Annotated in this window: 18 protein-coding genes; 11 read left to right on the plus strand and 7 right to left on the minus strand. The window is 65.7% G+C overall.

Annotated elements, in window-relative coordinates:
• Positions 1-18: 18 nt before the first annotated feature.
• The 3 genes from B2W55_RS13665 to B2W55_RS13675 are packed head-to-tail and all read right to left on the minus strand — an operon-like array spanning position 19 to position 2,193.
• Positions 19-906 (minus strand): LysR substrate-binding domain-containing protein, encoded by an 888-nt coding sequence (locus B2W55_RS13665; protein ID WP_024581956.1) that lies wholly within the window; start codon positions 904-906, stop codon positions 19-21.
• A gap of 34 nt (positions 907-940) precedes the next feature.
• Positions 941-1,711 carry a bifunctional 2-polyprenyl-6-hydroxyphenol methylase/3-demethylubiquinol 3-O-methyltransferase UbiG gene (gene ubiG, locus B2W55_RS13670; protein ID WP_024581955.1) on the minus strand — a complete coding sequence of 257 codons (771 nt, stop codon included), beginning with the start codon at positions 1,709-1,711 and terminating at the stop codon, positions 941-943.
• A gap of 14 nt (positions 1,712-1,725) precedes the next feature.
• Positions 1,726-2,193: a PH domain-containing protein gene (locus tag B2W55_RS13675; RefSeq protein WP_024581954.1), complete on the minus strand. Its 468-nt coding sequence runs from the start codon at positions 2,191-2,193 to the stop codon at positions 1,726-1,728.
• Positions 2,194-2,381: 188 nt separating this feature from the next.
• Between B2W55_RS13675 and B2W55_RS13680 the strand changes: the two genes are divergently transcribed.
• The 3 genes from B2W55_RS13680 (at position 2,382) to prfA (ending at position 7,483) form a co-directional block, all read left to right on the plus strand.
• Positions 2,382-3,635: an aspartate kinase gene (locus tag B2W55_RS13680; protein ID WP_024581953.1), complete on the plus strand. Its 1,254-nt coding sequence runs from the start codon at positions 2,382-2,384 to the stop codon at positions 3,633-3,635.
• Between the two features lie 443 nt (positions 3,636-4,078).
• Complete coding sequence (gene ptsP / locus B2W55_RS13685) at positions 4,079-6,346, plus strand: phosphoenolpyruvate--protein phosphotransferase (RefSeq protein WP_024581952.1); 2,268 nt, start codon at positions 4,079-4,081, stop codon at positions 6,344-6,346.
• A gap of 57 nt (positions 6,347-6,403) precedes the next feature.
• A complete protein-coding gene (prfA, locus tag B2W55_RS13690; protein WP_024581951.1) occupies positions 6,404-7,483 on the plus strand; it encodes a peptide chain release factor 1 in 1,080 nt (359 codons plus the stop codon).
• Here prfA and B2W55_RS13695 read toward each other — a convergent pair.
• Together B2W55_RS13695 and B2W55_RS13700 are read right to left on the minus strand one after the other, a co-directional pair.
• A complete protein-coding gene (locus B2W55_RS13695; RefSeq protein ID WP_024581950.1) occupies positions 7,480-7,950 on the minus strand; it encodes a MarR family winged helix-turn-helix transcriptional regulator in 471 nt (156 codons plus the stop codon). The two genes, prfA and B2W55_RS13695, sit on opposite strands and share 4 nt — an antisense overlap.
• Positions 7,951-8,092: 142 nt before the next feature.
• Complete coding sequence (locus tag B2W55_RS13700) at positions 8,093-8,563, minus strand: hypothetical protein (protein ID WP_024581949.1); 471 nt, start codon at positions 8,561-8,563, stop codon at positions 8,093-8,095.
• A gap of 239 nt (positions 8,564-8,802) precedes the next feature.
• Here B2W55_RS13700 and B2W55_RS13705 point away from each other — a divergent pair, with 239 nt between their 5' ends.
• The 6 genes from B2W55_RS13705 (at position 8,803) to B2W55_RS13730 (ending at position 16,220) form a co-directional block, all read left to right on the plus strand.
• A complete protein-coding gene (locus B2W55_RS13705) occupies positions 8,803-10,158 on the plus strand; it encodes a substrate-binding protein (RefSeq protein ID WP_024581948.1) in 1,356 nt (451 codons plus the stop codon).
• Between the two features lie 105 nt (positions 10,159-10,263).
• Positions 10,264-11,139: a branched-chain amino acid ABC transporter permease gene (locus B2W55_RS13710; protein WP_024581947.1), complete on the plus strand. Its 876-nt coding sequence runs from the start codon at positions 10,264-10,266 to the stop codon at positions 11,137-11,139.
• Positions 11,140-11,153: 14 nt separating this feature from the next.
• Positions 11,154-13,010, plus strand: coding sequence for an ABC transporter permease subunit (locus tag B2W55_RS13715; protein WP_024581946.1), 1,857 nt, complete (start codon positions 11,154-11,156; stop codon positions 13,008-13,010).
• Positions 13,007-13,705 carry an ABC transporter ATP-binding protein gene (locus B2W55_RS13720; protein ID WP_024581945.1) on the plus strand — a complete coding sequence of 233 codons (699 nt, stop codon included), beginning with the start codon at positions 13,007-13,009 and terminating at the stop codon, positions 13,703-13,705. Before B2W55_RS13715 ends, B2W55_RS13720 begins: the two co-directional genes overlap by 4 nt.
• A 403-nt stretch (positions 13,706-14,108) precedes the next feature.
• Complete coding sequence (prmC, locus tag B2W55_RS13725; protein ID WP_024581944.1) at positions 14,109-14,999, plus strand: peptide chain release factor N(5)-glutamine methyltransferase; 891 nt, start codon at positions 14,109-14,111, stop codon at positions 14,997-14,999.
• A gap of 450 nt (positions 15,000-15,449) precedes the next feature.
• A complete protein-coding gene (locus B2W55_RS13730) occupies positions 15,450-16,220 on the plus strand; it encodes a DUF4167 domain-containing protein (RefSeq protein WP_024581943.1) in 771 nt (256 codons plus the stop codon).
• Between the two features lie 143 nt (positions 16,221-16,363).
• Here the strand turns inward: B2W55_RS13730 and B2W55_RS13735 are convergent, their stop codons facing one another.
• The gene (locus B2W55_RS13735) at positions 16,364-17,116 is read right to left on the minus strand and encodes a class I SAM-dependent methyltransferase (protein ID WP_024581942.1); all 753 of its coding nucleotides are present in this window, start codon (positions 17,114-17,116) and stop codon (positions 16,364-16,366) included.
• 184 nt (positions 17,117-17,300) lie between these two features.
• On the opposite strand from B2W55_RS13735, the gene gloB reads away from it, so the two are divergent.
• A complete protein-coding gene (gloB, locus tag B2W55_RS13740) occupies positions 17,301-18,068 on the plus strand; it encodes a hydroxyacylglutathione hydrolase (protein WP_024581941.1) in 768 nt (255 codons plus the stop codon).
• Positions 18,068-18,502, plus strand: coding sequence for a cupin domain-containing protein (locus tag B2W55_RS13745; RefSeq protein WP_024581940.1), 435 nt, complete (start codon positions 18,068-18,070; stop codon positions 18,500-18,502). Before gloB ends, B2W55_RS13745 begins: the two co-directional genes overlap by 1 nt.
• A gap of 91 nt (positions 18,503-18,593) precedes the next feature.
• Here B2W55_RS13745 and B2W55_RS13750 read toward each other — a convergent pair whose 3' ends face one another.
• A complete protein-coding gene (locus B2W55_RS13750; protein ID WP_024581939.1) occupies positions 18,594-19,466 on the minus strand; it encodes a DMT family transporter in 873 nt (290 codons plus the stop codon).
• Positions 19,467-19,501 lie beyond the last annotated feature (35 nt).

Here is a 19,501-nt window from a genome sequence, read left to right on the forward strand (position 1 = left end):
GACAGCGTCGTTCAGCTATCAGGCGATGCCAGCCAGCCCGCGCTGCGGCTCGGCGAGATGTTCCTGCAACGTCCTTCCGATGATCGACCGCAATCGCACCATGGCCGGTTCGAGCGTCCTGCCGGCGTCGTGCAGACAAGCCTTGAGAGAAGGTGCCGGCAGCGGCGGCAATCCGGCCGTGCCGGGAAGCGCACACAATTGGTCGGGCAACGCGATCGCCGTCCGCAGCGTCACGCCGAGCCCGGCTTCGACCGCGGCCCAGAGCCCACGCAGGCTCGGACTGGTGAAGGCGATACGCCAGGCGATGCCGGCCTGATCGAGCGCGGCGATGGCGCGCTGGCGGAAGAAGCAGGGCGCCTCATAGACGGCGAGCGGCACCGGCTCCCCCTGCCCCCAGATCGGACCAGCCGAGGCGCTGCCGATCCAGACGAGCGGCAAGGTGGCCACGGGCTGCGCATCGGCGCGCGTGGCGTTGTCGAGCGCCAGCACGAGGTCGAGGTCACCGCCGTCGAGTTGCTGCAAGAGCCGCCGGTTGCGATCGACCACGGCCTCGATCCGGACCGCCGGATAGGCCTGCTTGAAGTAGGCCAGCGCGGCCGGCAGCCACACTTCGGCAAAATCGGCGGGCAATCCGAAACGGACAACGCCTTCGACGGCCCGGCCGCGCAGCGCCTCGACCGCCTCGTCGTTCAGATCCAGGATGCGTTGGGCATAGCTCACTACGAGCTCGCCGGCTTCGGTGAGAGCCAGCCCTCGCCCCTGCTTGACGAACAGCGGTTCGCCGACTTGTTCCTCGAGCTTGTCGATCTGCTGGCTGACGGCCGATTGCGAGCGCCCGATCTGTGCCGCAGCCCGGCTGAAACTGCCCAGCCGATATGCCGTGACCAGCGTCCGCAGCACGTCCATATCGAGATTGACGTGGCCTATCGTCCTGACCAGATCACACCTCCTCCGCCACCACCATGTAATTCACGTCCATGTCGGTCGAGACCGTCCATTTGTCGGCGAGCGGATTGTAGACCACGCCGGCTTGTTCCGTGATGGTGAGATTGACATCGCCGAGATAGCGCTCGAGCTCGGCCGGGGTGACGAATTTGCTCCACTCATGGGTGCCGCGCGGCAGCCAGCGCAGCACGTATTCGGCGCCGACGATGGCGAGCGCGAAGCTCTTCCAGTTGCGGTTCAGCGTCGAGACCACCATCAGCCCGCCGGGCTTGAGCATCGTGGCGCAACGCTTGATGAAGGCGCCGACGTCGACGACATGCTCGACCACTTCCATCGCCAGCACGATGTCGAAGCGCTCGCGGGCGTCCATCTCCTCGACCGTGGTGCAGCGATAGTCGATCGACAAATGCCCCTTGTCGGCATGCAGCTTCGCCGCCGAGATGTTGGTGGCGGACGGATCGACCCCGATCACCTGGGCGCCGAGCCGGGTGAACGGCTCGCACAGCAGCCCGGCGCCGCAGCCGATGTCGAGCAGGCGCAGCCCGGACAGGCAGCTCAGGCTCTTGGCGTTGCGCTCGAACTTGCGGCAGGCGGCGTCGCGGATATAGGTCAGGCGCAGCGGATTGATCTTGTGCAGCGGCGCCATCTTGCCGCGCGGATCCCACCATTCATCCGACAGTTTGGAGAATTTCGCGATCTCGGCCGGATCGACCGAGCTGGCGGAGGCATTGGCGGAGGAGCTGGAAATGGTTGATTGCATGGCCATGATTGCGCGCGCCCCTATCGCGCGGTGATTGAACTGCGGAACGCCAGCGGCGAGGCGATGGTCCTGATCTTCTCAAAACCTTCGCCGACGCCCCGGATGGTCACATCGCCATAATTGAGGATGCGCCCGAGGATACTCTGGTTGACATCGACGCTCTCGACCTTGTCGAGGCTCATCTCGAAGGTGCGCCGCTTGATGAACCCGGTCTTGTGCACGACCCGGAGATTGGTGACGTCGGTCTCGGTGGTCCAGCGGTGGAACCAGGCCGCCAGCGTCCAGTACAGCGCCGCAACCGCGACCACGGCGGCGGCGGCAAGGCACGCCAAAGTGAGGCCGTCGACCGTCGTCATGCGCGATGCGATCAGCAGCGCCAGCGCGACGATCCAGGCCAGGATCGCCTGCCAATAGAAGATCCAGTGCGCGTTGGTGGAATACAGCACCTTCTCGCCAGGCTGCAGGATTTCGTCGATGTAACGCCCCATCCGATCCGCCTTCGAGTAACCCCCGCGCCACAGCCCGCCGGCAACCGGCCGAGACGGCCCCAAGGGACCCCCATGAACCGGCTTGCCCCCGGGCGCGGCGCTATGTATACGCGCCTTTCGGTCCCCGCGCTTGCGGTTTTCGGCGTGGGTTAACCTACTTATCCTCTTAAAGGAATAGACGCGTCGTCATGGGCCGCCTCGTGATGAAATTCGGCGGTACGTCCGTCGCCAATATCGATCGTATCCGCAACGTCGCGCAGCATGTGAAGCGCGAGGTCGACGCGGGCCATGAGGTCGCCGTCGTCGTCTCGGCGATGTCCGGCAAGACCAACGAGCTGGTGGCCTGGTGCACCGATGCCTCCGCCCTGCACGACGCGCGCGAATATGACGCGGTGGTCGCCTCCGGCGAGCAGGTGACCTCGGGCCTGCTCGCGATCGTGCTGCAAGGCCTCGGTATCCAGGCGCGCTCCTGGCAGGGCTGGCAGATCCCGATCAAGACCTCCGACGCGCACGCCTCGGCGCGCATCCTCGAGATCGACGGCACCGAGATCATCACCCGCTTCAAGGAGCGCAAGGAAGTCGCCGTGATCGCCGGCTTCCAGGGCATCAATCCCGACACCGGCCGCATCACCACGCTCGGCCGTGGCGGCTCGGATACCTCGGCGGTGGCGATCGCGGCCGCGCTGCATGCCGACCGCTGCGACATCTACACCGACGTCGACGGCGTCTACACCACCGACCCGCGGGTGGTGCCGAAGGCGCGCCGTCTCGACAAGATCGCATTCGAGGACATGCTGGAGCTGGCCTCGCAGGGCGCCAAGGTGCTGCAAGTCCGCTCGGTGGAGCTCGGCATGGTGCACAACATGCCGATCTTCGTGCGCTCCAGCTTCGACAAGCCAGAGGATATCGACCCGCACGGCACGCCGCCGGGCACGCTGATCTGCAGCGAGGAGGAAATCATGGAAATGCACGTCGTCACCGGCATCGCCTTCTCGAAGGACGAAGCCCAGATCTCCGTGCGCCAGATCGAGGACAAGCCGGGTGTGGCCGCCGCGATCTTCGGGCCGCTGGCGGATGCCAACATCAATGTCGACATGATCGTGCAGAACGTGTCCGAGGACGGCAAGACCACCGACCTCACCTTTACCGTTCCGGCGACCGACTATAACCGCGCCCGGGATACCATTACCTCCGCCAAGGCGAAGATCGGCTACATCAGGCTCGACACCGAGACCGACGTCGCCAAGGTCTCGGTGATCGGCAGCGGCATGCGCAGCCACGCCGGCGTCGCGGCGAAGGCGTTCAAGGCGCTGGCCGAGCGCAACATCAACATCCGCGCCATCACCACTTCCGAGATCAAGTTCTCGGTCCTGATCGACGCCGCCTATACCGAACTCGCGGTCCGCACCCTGCATACCCTGTACGGGCTGGACCAGGCGTAGGGGCGATCGAGGGACCAGGCCGGCAGGGGGAGCTCCCTCTGCCTTCATTCCGGGGCGTGCGCAGCACGAGCCTGGAATCCATCGGGCCGCAGGTTCCGTGGATAAATGGATTCCGGGCTCGTGCTGTGCACGCCCCGGAATGACGAGGGGAGAGAAGGAGCCGTGCTCCACTACCCCGCCCCGGAGTTAGAATTTCTCTTAGCGGGCGCAGCATTACGTTGACGCAGACGTTATTTGCTACTGGCAGGCGTTTTGCTTGGCAAAGCAAGCCTCGATTGGCTATACGGCCAGTCAGGTGGGCTGCCGCAAACTGTGCCACAGTTTTGGCGATCCCGATTCGGCGGGAAACGGCGCCGAGCGACTAAAATTGTTTGTTTTGACGAGTTTTACGCCAGCGGCCGACCACCCTCGTGGGTCGGTCTCGTGGGGAGGGACTGAAGCTTATGCGGAGCGCGTCGGGAGGCCCACGCATCCTGTTGAGACGGCTCCGCGAAACCATGGCGGAGCAAGTCTCCGCCCAGGAGCGCCTCGACAAGATCGTGGTGCTGATCGCGGCCAACATGGTGGCCGAGGTCTGCTCCTGCTACGTGCTGCGCGTCGACAACACGCTCGAACTCTATGCCACCGAAGGTCTGAACCGCGACGCGGTGCACCGCACCGTGCTGAGCGCGCATGAGGGCCTGGTCGGCCTGGTCGCCAGCGAGGCGACGCCGCTGAATCTGTCCGACGCGCAAAACCATCCCGCCTTCGCCTACCGCCCGGAGACCGGCGAAGAGGCCTACCACTCGTTCCTCGGCGTGCCGATCCTGCGCGCCGGCAACACGCTCGGCGTGCTTGTCGTGCAGAACCGCGCCAAGCGGACCTATGTCGAGGAAGAGGTCGAGGCGCTGCAAACCACCGCCATGGTGCTGGCGGAGATGATCGCGTCCGGCGAGCTTGCCGCGCTGGCCCAGCCCGGCGCCGAGCCCGCGGCGCGGCATTCGCTGCACAAGACCGGCGCGGTGCTGTCGGACGGCATCGCGCTCGGCCATGTCGTGCTGCATGAGCCGCGCGTCGTCATCACCAACTACATCGCCGAGGACCTGCCGAAGGAAATCAAGCGGCTCGACACCGCGCTGGCCAATCTGCGCGCCGACCTCGACCGCATGCTGGAGCGCGGCGACGTCGCCGAAGGCGGCGAGCACCGCGAGGTGCTGGAAGCCTATCGCATGTTCGCCAACGACCAGGGCTGGTCGCACAAGCTGCACGAGGCGGTCGCCACCGGCCTCACGGCGGAAGCCGCCGTCGAACGCGTGCAGTCCGACACCCGCGCGCGGATGCTGCGCTCGACCGATCCCTATCTGCGCGACCGGCTGCACGACCTCGAGGATCTCGGCCATCGCCTGATGCGGCAGTTGGTCGGCCAGGACCACGCGCCGTCGCGCGAGCAATTGCCCGACAACGCCATCCTGATCGCCCGCGCGATGGGTCCGGCGGCGCTGCTCGACTACGACCGCAAGCGGCTGCGCGGCCTGGTGCTGGAGGAAGGCACCGCGAATTCCCACGTCTCGATCGTGGCGCGCGCGCTCGGCATTCCCGCGGTCGGCGAGGTGCCGAACGCGCCCGGCATCGCCGATCCGGGCGACGCCATCATCGTCGACGGCATTTCCGGCGAGATCTATGTCCGCCCCTCCGCCGAGATCGAATCGGCCTATGCCGAGCGCGTCCGGTTCCGGGCGCGGCGGCAGGCGCAATATTCGGCGCTGCGCGACAAGGCCTGCGTGACCAAAGACGGCCAACCGATCGAACTGTTGATCAATGCCGGCCTGACCATCGACCTGCCGCATATCGAGGAGACCGGCAGCGCCGGCATCGGCCTGTTCCGCACCGAATTGCAGTTCATGGTGAGCCCGAGCCTGCCGCGCTCCAGCGACCAGCTCGCGCTGTATCGTACCGTGCTCGACGCGGCGGGCGCCAAGCCCGTCACCTTCCGCACGCTCGACATCGGCGGCGACAAGGCGCTGCCCTATATGGAGACCGTGGTCGAGGAAAATCCCGCGCTCGGCTGGCGCGCGATCCGTCTCGGTCTGGACCGTCCGGGCCTGTTGCGTGGCCAGATCCGCGCGTTGCTGCGCGCCGGTGGCGGCCGCGCGCTGAAGATCATGTTCCCGATGATCTCGGACATCGCCGAGTTCGACCAGGCCAAGGCGATCGTCGAACGCGAGCTGACCTATCTGCGCCAGCACGGCCATTCGCTGCCCGAACGCATCGATATCGGCACCATGGTCGAGGTCCCGGCCCTGCTCTACCAGCTCGACGAGCTGTTGAAGAAGGTCGATTTCGTCTCGGTCGGCTCCAACGATTTGTTCCAGTTCCTGTTCGCGGTCGACCGCGGCAACTCCAAGGTTTCCGAGCGCTTCGACATCCTGTCGGCGCCGATCCTGCGCGCGCTGCGCGACATCGTGCGCAAGGCCAGGGCCGCCAAGAAGGTCGCCTCGCTGTGCGGCGAGATGGCCTCGAAGCCGATCGGCGCGCTGGCGCTGATCGCACTCGGCTATCGCTCGCTGTCGCTGTCGGCGACCGCGCACGGCCCGGTCAAGGCGCTGATCCTCGACCTCGATGCCAAAAAGGCCGAGGCGATGATCAATCCGCTGCTGGATGCACCGGTCGGCAGCGTCTCGATCCGCGAGGCGCTGACGAAATTTGCGGAAACCGAGGGGCTGGCCTTGTAGCGACGCTGCCGTCGCTGTCACCGCCCGCTCACGCCTTCCGCAATTCGAGATACCGCCATGCTCCCCGAAGCCAAACTCGACGTCCTGCTCGCCCACCACGCCTCGCTCGAGGCCGAGTTGCTCGGCGAGGTCAAATCCGACCGCTATGTCGCGATCACCCGCGAACTCGCCGAGCTCAATCCGCTGATCGACGCCGTGAAGGCCTATCGTTCGGCCCGGTCAGAGCTTGCCGGTACCGAGGCGATGCTGGCCGATGCCGGCACCGATGCCGAAATGCGCAGCATGGCGGAAGCCGAGCTGGAAACGTTGCAGGCGCGGATCGGCGAGCTCGAGCAGAAGATCCGGATCGCGCTGCTGCCCAAGGACGCGATGGACGACCGCAACGTGATGCTGGAAATCCGCGCCGGCACCGGCGGCGACGAGGCCTCGCTGTTCGCCGGCGACCTGTTCCGGATGTATGAGCGCTTCGCGGCCTTGCAGGGCTGGAAGGTCGAGGTGATCTCGGCGAGCGAGGGCACCGTCGGCGGCTACAAGGAAATCATCGCCGAGGTGCAGGGCCGCGGCGCCTTCGCCAAGCTGAAATTCGAATCCGGCGTGCACCGGGTGCAGCGCGTGCCCGACACCGAAACGCAGGGCCGCATCCACACCTCGGCCGCGACAGTCGCGGTGCTGCCCGAGGTGGAGGACGTCGACGTCGACATCAAGGACACCGACCTGCGGATCGAGACCATGCGCGCCGGCGGCGCCGGCGGCCAGCACGTCAACAAGACCGAATCGGCGATCCGCATCACCCATCTGCCGACCGGCATCGTTGTCATGATGCAGGACAGCCGTTCGCAGCACAAGAATCGCGCCTCGGCGATGAACATCCTGCGCTCGCGCATCTATGACGCCGAGCGCCAGCGCGTCGAAGCCGCGCGCTCCGCCGACCGCAAGGAGAAGGTCGGCTCGGGCGACCGCTCGGAGCGCATCCGCACCTATAATTTCCCGCAAGGGCGGGTCACCGACCACCGCATCAATTTGACGCTCTACAAGCTGCCGCAGGTGATCGCGGGCGAAGCGCTCGGCGAACTGATCGACGCGCTGACCACCGAGCACCAGGCTGCGCAGCTCGCGGCGCAGGGCGCGGCGGCCTAAAGCGCGCCGCCGGGCTGCGGAGAGGATCGCAGCAAGCGGCGCAATGCCGGGCTCGCGGCACGGCGGAGCTCCTCGACATTCTTCTTCGAGATCACCTGAAGCTTCTGCTCGCCCTTCGCGGTCAGCTTGAGCTGAACCCTGCGACCATCCTCCGGATCGGTCACCCGGCTGACCAGCCCGAGCTTCGCCATGCGGTTCATCAATTCGACGGCGGAATGATGCCGTATCAGCAGGAACCGGGCGATGTCACCGACGCTCGGCGGGCCGGGCTCGGCAAAGCCCTTGATCCCGAGCAGCGCCTGATGCTGCTGCGGCGTCAATCCGGCCTGACGGGCTCCCTCCTCGCTGAACGCAAGGAACGTGCGCAGCTCGTAGCGAAACCGCGCCAACGCCCGATAGTCCACCGTCGCGGTCGCCGCATTGCGTTTCGCAGCCCCGGCCGGGGCTCGCTGTCGTGGTGGAGGCATTCAGTCGTCCCGCTCTGGCTCGCTCCGCCGGACGGCAGACGCGATTCGAGACTATCAAGCCCGAGCTGCACGCACCATGCTACCGGCAGCCTTTTGCACTCATGTTTTCAACGGTTTGCCGGTCGCGCCGTGCGGCCAAGCGTCACGGCTGCGGCCAGTGATCGTAGCTTGAGCTCAATATCTTCAAGAGCACGATCTGGAACGCGACCGGGATCCGCGGGCTCCTGCGGCGGATCGACTTCTCCAGCGCCTCGGTGATCTCGCTCTTGGTCAGATCGCCGGCCGACGCGCGCGCCACCAGACCGCCCCAGATCTCCGACAGCGATTTGCCGGTATGGTGCGGGGACGGGATCGATATCCCGCGCGCCTCGGCCCATTCGACGATCTCACGCATGGTCTGCCGCCCGCAGTTCCGCGCGGTGGCAAGATGGCTCGCCGTCAAGAGGCGCAGCAGATCGTCCGGCGGCGTCCAGCCGATCTTCGGCGGCACTTCATCGAGCAGCTCGACCGACAGCTCCTTCAGAACGTTGACCGCGCGAATGCTCAGGTCGCACGATGAGGCCGCCGCCTTCGCTTCGGAACTGCCAACCTGACCTGGGGGCTCTTCGACCATCGTGCTTCACTACAGGACCGATGCCCGGACGGTAAACCCTCGATGTATCGTTGACCGATATTAATCGATCGTAGGCCGATATGATTCGACGAAAGGCGACATTGACTAAATATCCCGGTGGGGAATGCTAGCCGCGACAGGCTGCCACATCGCAGCCGGCGCGTCGTGCCGCGGATCGCTCCGATCCGCGACGACTGACCTTGCGCGCCAATAATAATATAATTGGAGGATACCAAGCGATGAGCACCAAGGATTTTCCGCCGGGCAGCGCAACGAACGTCTCGCGTCGCACCTTGCTACAAGCCGGCGCAGGCCTGATCGGCGGCACCGTGCTGCCGGCCTCGATCGCGTCGAGGGCATTCGCCGAGGACCATCCGGCGATCGGGACCTTTCCCGCTGGCACCTCCGGATCGTCGGTCTTCATCGGCATCTCGGTGCCGCGCACCGGCACCTACGCGGTGCAGGGCGAGGATGAGCTGAAGGGCTACCAGCTCGCGATCGAGCACATCAACAGCGGCCACGAGCTGATCAAGAAAATCTCGCCGAAGACCAGCAAGGGCGTGCTCGGCAAGGAGCTGAAGTTCGGCGTCGCGGATTCCGCGGCGAAGCCGAACGAGGCCGTGCAGGCGCAGCAGCGCTTCATCTCGGAGAACAAGGCGGTGATGATCACCGGCGGCACGTCGAGCGCGGTCGCGGTCGCGCTGAACAAGCTGGCGCAGCGCGAGAAGGTGATCTTCGTCTGCGGCATCTCCGGCTCCAACGACACCACCGGCAAGGACTGCGTGCGCTACGGCTTCCGGCAGAATTTCTTCGGCCAGACCGCAGCGGCGGCGATCGCACCGGTCATGATCAAGGCGTTCGGCAAGAACAAGAAGGCCGCCTATCTGACGCCGGACTACACCTACGGCCACACCGTCACCAAATCGATGCAGGATTCGCTCGCCCAGGCGGGCTGGACCACCGTCACCAACCAGGTCTCGCCGCTCGGCGCGCCGGACTATTCGTCATACCTGCTGAACGTCGCGAATTCCGGCGCCGACGTGCTGATCAACGTCAACTGGGGTCATGACGCCGTGCTGTCGACCCAGCAGGCCAAGCAGTTCGGCGTGCTCGACAAGATGAAGCTCGTGGTGCCCTACCAGGTGCCGTTCATCGCCCGCGAGACCGGCGGCCTGATGCAGGGCGTCTACGCCGCCACCGATTATTGGTGGACCATCGAGGACAAATATCCGCTGGCCAAGATGTTCAACGAAACCTTCGAGAAGAAGTTCGGCTACAAGCCGGAATGGGGCGCCGAGAACGCCTATGTCAGCTTCGCGCACTGGGCCCGCATGGTCGAGGAAGCCGGCAGCTTCTATCCGCCCGACGTCATCAAGGCCTACGAGAAGGGCGAAACCATCCCGTCGCTGGTCGGCGACGTGCACTATCGCCCGGAAGATCACCAGTGCGTCCGCCCCGTCATCATCGTCCGCGGCAAGATGGAAAAGGAGATGAAGAACAAGGAGGACTATTACGAGGTGGTCGAGATCGTCCCCGGCGACGGCCTGATGCAGAAGCCGGACGCGTTCGGCTGCCATCTCGGCGACTATACCTGATCAAACGTGGGAAAACTCGGCGCCGTGGGCGGGGCGACCCGACCCGCGGCGCCGCTTTGTGTCGAAACGCCTGCCTCCATTGACCGGGCCAACTGAACGCATGTCATGATCAACTGGCCGAATTTCGTCTCGCAGCTATTCAACGGGCTTGCGCTCGGCGCGCTGCTCGCACTGATCAGCTCCGGACTGACAATCATCTACGGCACGCTCGGGGTGCTCAACCTCGCCCACGGCGCCATGTTCATGATCGGCGGTTACGCCGGATACGTGACCTATTCCTACACCGGCTCGTTCATCCTCGCCGTCATCGCCGGATCGCTGTTCGTGATGGCGCTCGGCGTCGCGATGGAGCGGATCATCATCCGCCATTTCTATCATCGCCCGCACGAGGACCAGCTGCTGGTGACCTTCGGCCTCGGCATCTGCTTCGTCGAGATCGTGCGGCTGATCTTCACCAGCCAGTCGCAGGTGGTGCCGCCGCCGGCGATGCTGCAAGGCATCACCTCGCTCGGCTTCCTGTTCTACCCGACCTACCGGCTCGCGGTGGTCGGCATCGTCGCGGTCGCGCTCGGCGGCCTGTTCCTGATCCTGTACCGCACCCGGCTCGGCATGATCGTGCGCGCCGGCATCGAGGATTCGGTGATGGTCGATTCGCTCGGCATCAACGTCTACCGCGTCTTCATGATCGTGTTCGGCATCGGCGCGATGGCCGCGGGCTTCGCCGGCATCATCAATGCGCCCGTGGTGTCGCTGACGCCGGGCGTCGGCGACGACATCCTGGTCGAGACCTTCGTGGTGGTGGTGATCGGCGGCGTCGGCTCGTTTCCCGGCGCGATCCTCGGCGGCCTGATCGCCGGCGAGATCATCAGCATCACCTCGATGTTCAACCCCGGTTACGCCTACGTCATGCTGTTCGCGGCGATGACGCTCGTGCTCGTGCTCCGACCGCACGGCCTGCTCGGCACGCAGGGCCGCGAATGACCACGGATTCCTGAATGCTGAAACAGCGCCCATACCTGATCGAGTTCCTGACGGCCGCCGGCCTGATTCTCGCGCCCTTCGTGCTGCCATGGCTCGGCTTCGCGCCCAATACGGTGAACCGGATCCTGGTCTGGGGCCTGTTCGGCCTCGGCTTCGACATCCTGTTCGGCTTCACCGGCCTGCTGTCGTTCGGCCAGTCGGCCTTCTACGGCACCGGCGGCTTCGTCGCCGCCTATCTCCTGACCCGCGCAGGCTTCCCGAACGTCGTGCTCGCGCTCGTCATCGGCATGATCGCGGCGGCCGCCGCCGGCTATCTGATCGGCCTGATCGCGCTGCGCCGGACCGGCATCTACTTCGCCATGATCACGGTCGCGATCGCCGAGGTGTTCTTCTTCGTCGAGTTCAATCCGCTGTCGGACTTCACCGGCGGCGAGAACGGGCTGCCGGGCGTGCCGACCCCGAGCTTCAATCTCGGCTTCACCACGCTGCACTTCACCACCGGCTGGTCGCTCTATCAGTTCCTGGCGCTGTGCTATTTCATCGGTGTCGTGATCGCGCTGCGCATCGTGCGCTCGCCGGTCGGCGCGGTGTTCAGCGCGATCAGGGACAATCCGCTGCGGGCGACCGCGGTCGGGCACAACATCCACGGCTACAAGCTGACCGCCTTCGTGATCGCCGCCGCCTATGCCGGCTTTGCCGGCGGGCTCCTGGGCGTGTTACAGGCCTTCATGCCGCCCGACGCCTTCACCTTCGACACCTCGGGGCAGCTCGTGATGCAGACCGCGATCGGCGGCCGCGGCACGCTGTTCGGGCCGCTGGTCGGCGCCGCGGTCTGGCTGTCATTGCAGGACTTCCTCCAGGCGGCGCTCGGGCTCGGCGCGGCCTGGAAGCTGGTGCTCGGCATCGTGTTCGTGCTGCTGGTCTGCTTCCTGCGCCGTGGCATCATCGGCGGCCTCGCCGATCTCTATCGCCTGCTGACCGGACAGCGCCGCGCCCGCGAGCCGGACGAGAGCGAGTCGGAGGTCGCGGCCGTCGCAAGCGAACCGCACGCCGCGGCGGCGGCCGCGATGCCCGCACCGCCACCTCGCGCCCAGGGCAATCCGTCCGGCCCGATCCTTCAGGCCAGGGGCCTGACCAAGCGCTATGGCGGTCTGCTCGCCAACAGCGACATCGACTTCACGGTCAATCACGGCGAGCTGCGCGGCATCATCGGCCCGAACGGCGCCGGCAAGTCGACCTTCTTCAAGATGCTGACCTGCGAGGTGCATCCGACCTCGGGCACCATCATGTTCGAGGGTCGTGACATCACCGGCATGAACGTCACCGACGTCTGCCAGCTCGGCCTGACCAAGAGCTACCAGGTCAACCAACTGTTCGCCGGGCTGACCGTGCGCGAGAATTTGGTGATCGCGGCGCTGTCCGGGCTGCGCGGCAAGTTCAAGCTCGACCTGTTCCGCAGCATCGACAGCATCCCCGGCCTGTCCGAGCGCGTGCAGCAGACGCTCGAGCTCGTCAACCTGACCAAGCGGCCGGATACGCCGGTCTCCGAGCTCGCCTATGGCGAGAAGCGCCGGCTGGAGATCGGGCTGGCACTGGCGACATCGCCGAGCCTGTTGCTGCTCGACGAGCCGCTGGCCGGCATGAGCCCGCGCGAACGCGTCGAGACCGTGAAGCTGCTGAAGTCGATCAGCCAGGGCCGCACCATGATCATCATCGATCACGACATGGATGCGCTGTTCGAACTCGCCGAGCGCGTCACCGTGCTACAGGAAGGCCGCGTGCTGGTCGAGGGAACGCCGGAGGAGATCAAGAACAACGCGACCGTCCAGGAGGCCTATCTCGGCGGCGTGCATGGAGTGCTCGCCGCATGAGCCTGCTCGAGGTCAACGGACTGAACAGCTATTACGGGGATTCCCACATCCTGTTCGACGTCTCGTTGCGCGTCGAGCGCAACGAGGTGGTGGCGCTGCTCGGCCGCAACGGCGCCGGCAAGAGCACGACGCTGAAGAGCCTGATGGGCGTGGTGACGCCGCGCCGCGGCTCGGTGATGTTCGACGGCGTCGATATCGCCGGCAAGAAGAGCCACAAGATCGCACAGGCCGGCATGCAGCTGGTCCATGAGGAGCGCCGCATCTTCGGCAGCCTGAGCGTCGAGGAGAACCTGGTGATCGCAGGGCTGACCGCCTCGCAGCGCTGGCCGCTGGAGCGGATCTACGAGATGTTCCCGCGGCTGCGCGAGCGGCGAAGCAATCGCGGCACGGACCTCTCCGGCGGCGAGCAGCAGATGCTGGCGATCGCGCGCGCGCTGGTGCGCGATCCCAAGATCATCCTGCTCGATGAGCCGTTCGAGGGGCTGGCGCCGGTGATCGTGCGCGACTTGATGAAGGCCTGCCGCGACCTGGCCGAGGCCGGCCAGACCATCGTGCTGGTGGAGCAGAACCTCGCCGCGACGCTCGCGCTGGCGCAGCGCATCTACATCATCAACAATGGACACATCGTCCATGAAGGGCCGGCGCAGGAGATCAAGGCCCAGCCCGACGTGCTGCAACGCTATCTCGGAGTCTAATGCGGGATGAGTTTTGGTTGAACCGGTTTTGCGCGGTCTCGGTTCACCTCTCCCTGCTGGGGAGAGGTCGGATTGCGCATGGCGATGCGAAGCATCGTCCAGTGCAATCCGGGTGAGGGCTCTTGCTCTCTCGATAGACCGTAACCCCTCACCCGATTTGCTGCGCAAATCGACCTCTCCCAAGGGAGAGGTGAACCTTCGACGCCGTTCCAGTTCAACCTAATCTCATCAGTCTTTAGCTGGGCAGCTCGCGGCGGAGTATCCTGGCGAAGATAATCTGGTCGTCATGGCCCGTCATGACCGCGTATTCCGCTTGGATATTCGCAGCTTCGACCGTGCTGCTGCGGCGGCAACAGGCGCAAGCGATATCGACGCCGGATCGACCTTCGGCTAACAACGCGCGATGAGCGCATCAGCCGAACAGGGCAACCAGACCGTCGAGAGCGCCCGGCGCACCCTCGCCGCGCGCCTCAAGGCGGCCGGCAACGACGCCGCCGAGCTCGATGCGCGGCTGCTGACCGGCGCCGCGACGGGGCTCGATCTGACCGGCATGGTCACCGGCGCCAAACGCTTGCTGACGCCGGATGAATCAACTTGCCTCGATGACTTCGCGCGGCGCCGCCTCGCCGGCGAACCGGTGGCGCGCATCGTCGGCGTCAAGGAGTTCTGGGGGCTGCCGCTGCATCTCTCGGCCGCGACGCTGGTGCCGCGTCCCGATACCGAGACCGTGGTGGAGCGCGCGCTCGAGCTGCTGCGGGCCGACAATGCGACCGAGCGCGCGTTGCGGATCGCCGATCTCGGCACCGGCTCCGGCGCGATCCTGCTGGCGCTGCTCTCGGAACTGCCCAACGCGCATGGCTTCGCCACCGACATCTCGGGGGAGGCGCTGCGGACGGCGAGCCGCAACGCCGCCGAGCTCGGACTTGCGGGTCGCACGACCTGGATCGAGTGCGACTATGGCAGCGGGCTGAGCGGCGCGTTCGACCTGATCGTGTCCAACCCGCCCTACATCACCACCGCCGACATCGCAGGTCTCGACATCGAGGTGCGCGAGCATGATCCGCGCGCGGCGCTCGATGGCGGCGCCGACGGGCTCGACGCCTACCGGGCGCTGATTTCGCAATCTGCGGGTCTTTTGACGCCACATGGATTTCTGGTTGTGGAAATCGGGCAGGGCCAGGCTGGCGACGTTGAAGCCCTTATGACGGCCTCCGGGTTATCCCCAACGGGGCCGCCCAAGGCCGATCTCGGGGGCGTCCCGAGGGCCGTTTCGGGGCGCCGGCTGCCCAGATAAAGTCCTATTGGAACGCAAAAAAACCTCTTGGAATATCCCCGGGGAACGACTACGTTCCGGCCACAACATCGGTGCTGGCCCCGTAACCGTTACGGGTGATGACCAGGGTTCAGCAGAGCCCGCCGATCGAAAGGTTCCAGGAACGCAGGTCTCATTGAGCGCAATAGCCGAAGCTGTGCCGCTCTGACTGCCAAGCGAACGAAAGCCTGTTATTGCGCTTGAACACTTACGCACGAGAACTGGGCCTGTCTCGACGGGCAGAATGATTTAGTCGCTGGCGTGTTTGGCCGGCGCTTGGGGAACGCGTCTTTGCTGAACGCGACTTTACTGAACGAGATGGCCGGCGACATCGAAGCCACTTCAAACGGTGTTGTGATTCCGTGCGCCCGGGCGCGCGCCGAATCGAACGGTGGACTGCAATAACTTCAGGGCTGGAATAAAAGGCGACAGATGAGAAACGGTCAGAACAACAAGCGGATGCGCAACCGGAATAACAACAACAATAATAACAACAACAATAACCGGCGCGGCCAGAACCCCCTGACGAGGGTCTACGAATCGAACGGCCCCGACATCAAGATCCGCGGCACGGCCTCCCACGTGGCCGAGAAATACGTCCAGCTCGCGCGCGATGCACGCTCCTCCGGCGATCCGGTGGCAGCCGAGAACTACTACCAGCACGCCGAGCACTACTACCGGATCATCGCCGCGGCGCAGGAGCAGTTCCGGCAGAATCAGCAGCAGCCGCGCCCCGACGCCGAGCCGGTCGCGACCGACGACAATGACGACGACAGCGACGGCTATTCGAGCTTCGGCCAGGAGCCGGGCTTCGTGCCGCAACAGCAGCAGCCTTTCGTCCGCGAGAACGGCCAGCAGCCCTATCAGCGCGATCAGCAGCAGCCGCGCGAGCATCGCGAGCGTGACCAGCAGCCGCGTGAGCACCGCGAACGTGAGCATCGTCCGCAGCCGCAATATCAGCCGCAACCGCAGAGCCAGCCGCAGCCCGCGATGGCCGATGCCGGTGGCGTCGATCGCCTGCCCTCCTTCATCACCGGTGGCGCGCAGCCGCAGGTCAACGGATCGTATGAAGGCAATGGCGGCGGAGAGCGCAGCGAGCGGAGCGAGCGCTTCCCGCGGCGGCGCCGCCGTCCGGCGGGCCCGCGTCCCGACATGGCCGCGCAGCCCGCGCCGAGCGACGACTTCAATCCCGGCAACGAGTAACGCGCACAAATTTGTCATGCCCGGGCTTGTCCCGGGCATCCACGTCTTGGCTTCCAGGTAACGGAAGACATGGATAGCCGGGACAAGCCCGGCCATGACGGTGTGGATAGATCAGCCTATTCATTCCACGACTTCGGGGCGGACTACGACTCGGAGTGACTGGATTTACGCGTCGCCGTCGATGACGGCACCAGCACCGGCTGCAATGACGGGATCAGCCGCGTGCGCTCGCGGCGCGCCGGGATCGCGCGATAGACCTGCTTGCTCGCTTCCACGATATGCACGCCGGCAAACGGCATCGACAGCGTCGCCCCGACCCGCTCCCACGCCATCGCCGAACGCAGGAACCAGCTGCCCTGGACCGGCGGCATGAACAACGCCTCGCCCCATGACGACGGCGTGAACCAGGTCTGCCGCAACAGCTGCGTGATCTGGGCCCGCGAATAGGGCCGGCCGTGGCCGAACGGCGTCGCATCGGTGCGGGTCCAGACGCCGCGGCGATTCGGAATGATCGCGATCAGCCGCCCCGAAGGCGACAGCACCCGCCACACCTCACGCAGCAACCGTTCCGGGTCGTCGGACATCTCCAGCGCATGCACCAGCAACACGCGGTCGACCGCGGCATCCGGCAAGGGCATCGAGAACTCGTCGACCAGGGTCGCCAGCGCCGGCCGGCCGGTCGGCCATTTCAGCACGCCCTGGGCCGCCGGCATGAAGGCGATGCAGCGCTCGCAGGACTCACGGAACAGGCCGAGATAAGGCGTCGGATAGCCCAAGCCGAGCACGCGCTGGCCTTCCGCATCGGGCCAGCGCGCCCGGATGCCACGGTTGATCAGCTGCCGCGCCACGATGCCGAGACGCTGCGAATAGAAGTCGCGGAGGTCGATGACGTCCATGCTCGCCAGCCTACCATGCCCCCCGGCGCCGGAGTGCGCCGAAAATTGCGTTGCCGCGGGAGCGTTAACGCCATATTTCACCCCTATATAGGGCGCGTTAGAAGCACGATCCCAAAAGGTGGATACCGGCTTTTCGAAAACATCATGCTCTGAAGCGCCCGCCCCGTTTGTTCGTGGAGATATCATGGCCGCCGAAATTCGTACCTTCACCTGCCTCACCGACAATTTCGGGTACCTGATCCACGATCCCGCCACCAAGGCGACGGCATCGATCGATGCGCCGGAGGCGGCCCCGATCATCAAGGCACTGGAGCGCGAAGGCTGGACGCTGACCGACATCCTGATCACCCATCACCACGGCGACCACGTCGGCGGCGTCGCCGAGCTGAAGCAGAAATATGGCTGCCGTGTCGTCGCCCCGCACGACCAGTCGGCCAAGATCGCCAATGTCGACCTGCGCGCCGCCAATGCCGACGTCATCAAGGTCGGCAGCCTGCTGGCCCGTGTGGTCGAAACCCCCGGCCATACGCTCGACCACATCTCCTATGTGTTCGACGGCGAGAAGGCGGTGTTCGCCGCCGACACGCTGTTCTCGATCGGATGCGGGCGGGTGTTCGAAGGCACCTATCCGATGATGTGGGATTCGCTGTTGAAGCTGCGCTCGCTGCCGGACGATTTTCGCCTGTATTGCGGCCATGAATACACCGCCTCGAATGTGAAGTTCGCACTCACCGTCGAGCCCGACAATGCGGCCCTGCAAGCGCGCGCCGAGGAAGTCACCCGGCTGCGGGCCGAGAACAAGCCGACGATTCCCGTGCTGCTCGGCGACGAGAAGAAGGCCAACGTGTTCCTGCGCGCCGACGAGCCCGCGGTCGCGGCCAAGCTGCACATGAAGGGCGCCGACCCGGCGCTGGTGTTCGGCGAGCTCCGCGAGCGCAAGAACAAGTCGTGATGGCCGACCTCTCGGCTGCCGACATCATCGCGCGGCTCGATCTGAAGCCGCATCCCGAAGGCGGGCATTATCGCGAGACGTTTCGCGACGAGCGCACTGACGCCGCCGGACGCGCGCATTCGACCGCGATCTACTTCCTGCTCGCGCGCGGCGAGCGCTCGCACTGGCATCGCATCGACGCGGTCGAGATCTGGCACTATCACGCCGGCGCGCCGCTGACCCTGCGGATCGCGCAGGATGGCGGCCCGCAGCAATCGATCAGGCTCGGGCCAGATGTCGCGCGCGGCGAACAACCGCAGGCGATCGTGCCGGCGGGCGCCTGGCAGGCGGCGGAAAGCGGCGGCGACTGGACGCTGGTCGGCTGTACCGTCGCGCCGGGATTCGAGTTCTCGAAGTTCGAACTGGCGCCGAAGGGCTGGGAGCCGGCTCGCTAGCTTCGTAGGATGGGTAGAGCGCAGCGAAACCCATCTACTTCGGTCCGCATGGCGAGATGATGGGTTTCGCTGCGCTCTACCCATCCTACATCTACGTTCTTTTCCTCAACACCATATCCTTCGCCGCGATCAGCCCGCCGCCGGCGATCAGGATCGCGGCGATCGCGATGTTGGCACTTGGCCTGGCAAAGCCCGCAAGAATCAGGAACGCGGTCGAGAGCAGCGGCGTGGCATAGGACGCGGCGCCGAGCACGCGGATGTCGCCGCGCTTCATGCCGATGTCCCAGGCAAAGAACGCCGCGCCCACCGGACCGATGCCGAGCGCGATGACCGCAAGCCATTGCAGCGATGTTGTTGGCCACACCGTGGTCTCCACCATCATGTGCACGGCCGCCGCGAGCACCGCGGTCGCAAGACAGAAACCCGCCACCGCATCGGTCGGCACCGCCTTGAGCCGGCGCGACATCACCGAATAGGCAGCCCACACGAAGGCCGCGACAAAGGCCGCGGCGAAGCCTGGAATCTGCTCTTTGGTGAAAGCGCCGGTGTTGCCGGCGAACAGCAACACGGTGCCGGCAAGGCCAAGCAACGCGCCGACGATGTGGTGGATCGCAAGCCGCTCGCCCGGCAACAGCGAGGAAAACAACACGATCAGGAGCGGCCAGAGATAATTGAGCAGGCCCGCCTCGGCCGGCGGCGCGAAGCGCAGCGCCAGGAAATACAGCGCGTGATAGCCGAACAGGCCGCCGACGCCGACCACCCAGGCCACCAGCGGCTGCTTCAAGGCGCCGAACGCTGTGGGACGGAACAGGAAGCTCGCGAACGCGACCGCGGCACCGATCGCAAACGTCATCGCGGCGAGCTGGAATGCCGGGATGGTCCCGGTCGCGACCGTCATGACCGACAGCAGCGACCACATCAGGATCGCGGTCAGTCCGACAAGGGTGGCAGTCCGGGTCGTCATTTGCACTCAATCCGTGGAGCCGGCTTAGCCGTCCG

It is taken from the genome of Bradyrhizobium sp. UBA2491, from assembly GCF_002341725.1.
Lineage (GTDB): Bacteria > Pseudomonadota > Alphaproteobacteria > Rhizobiales > Xanthobacteraceae > Bradyrhizobium.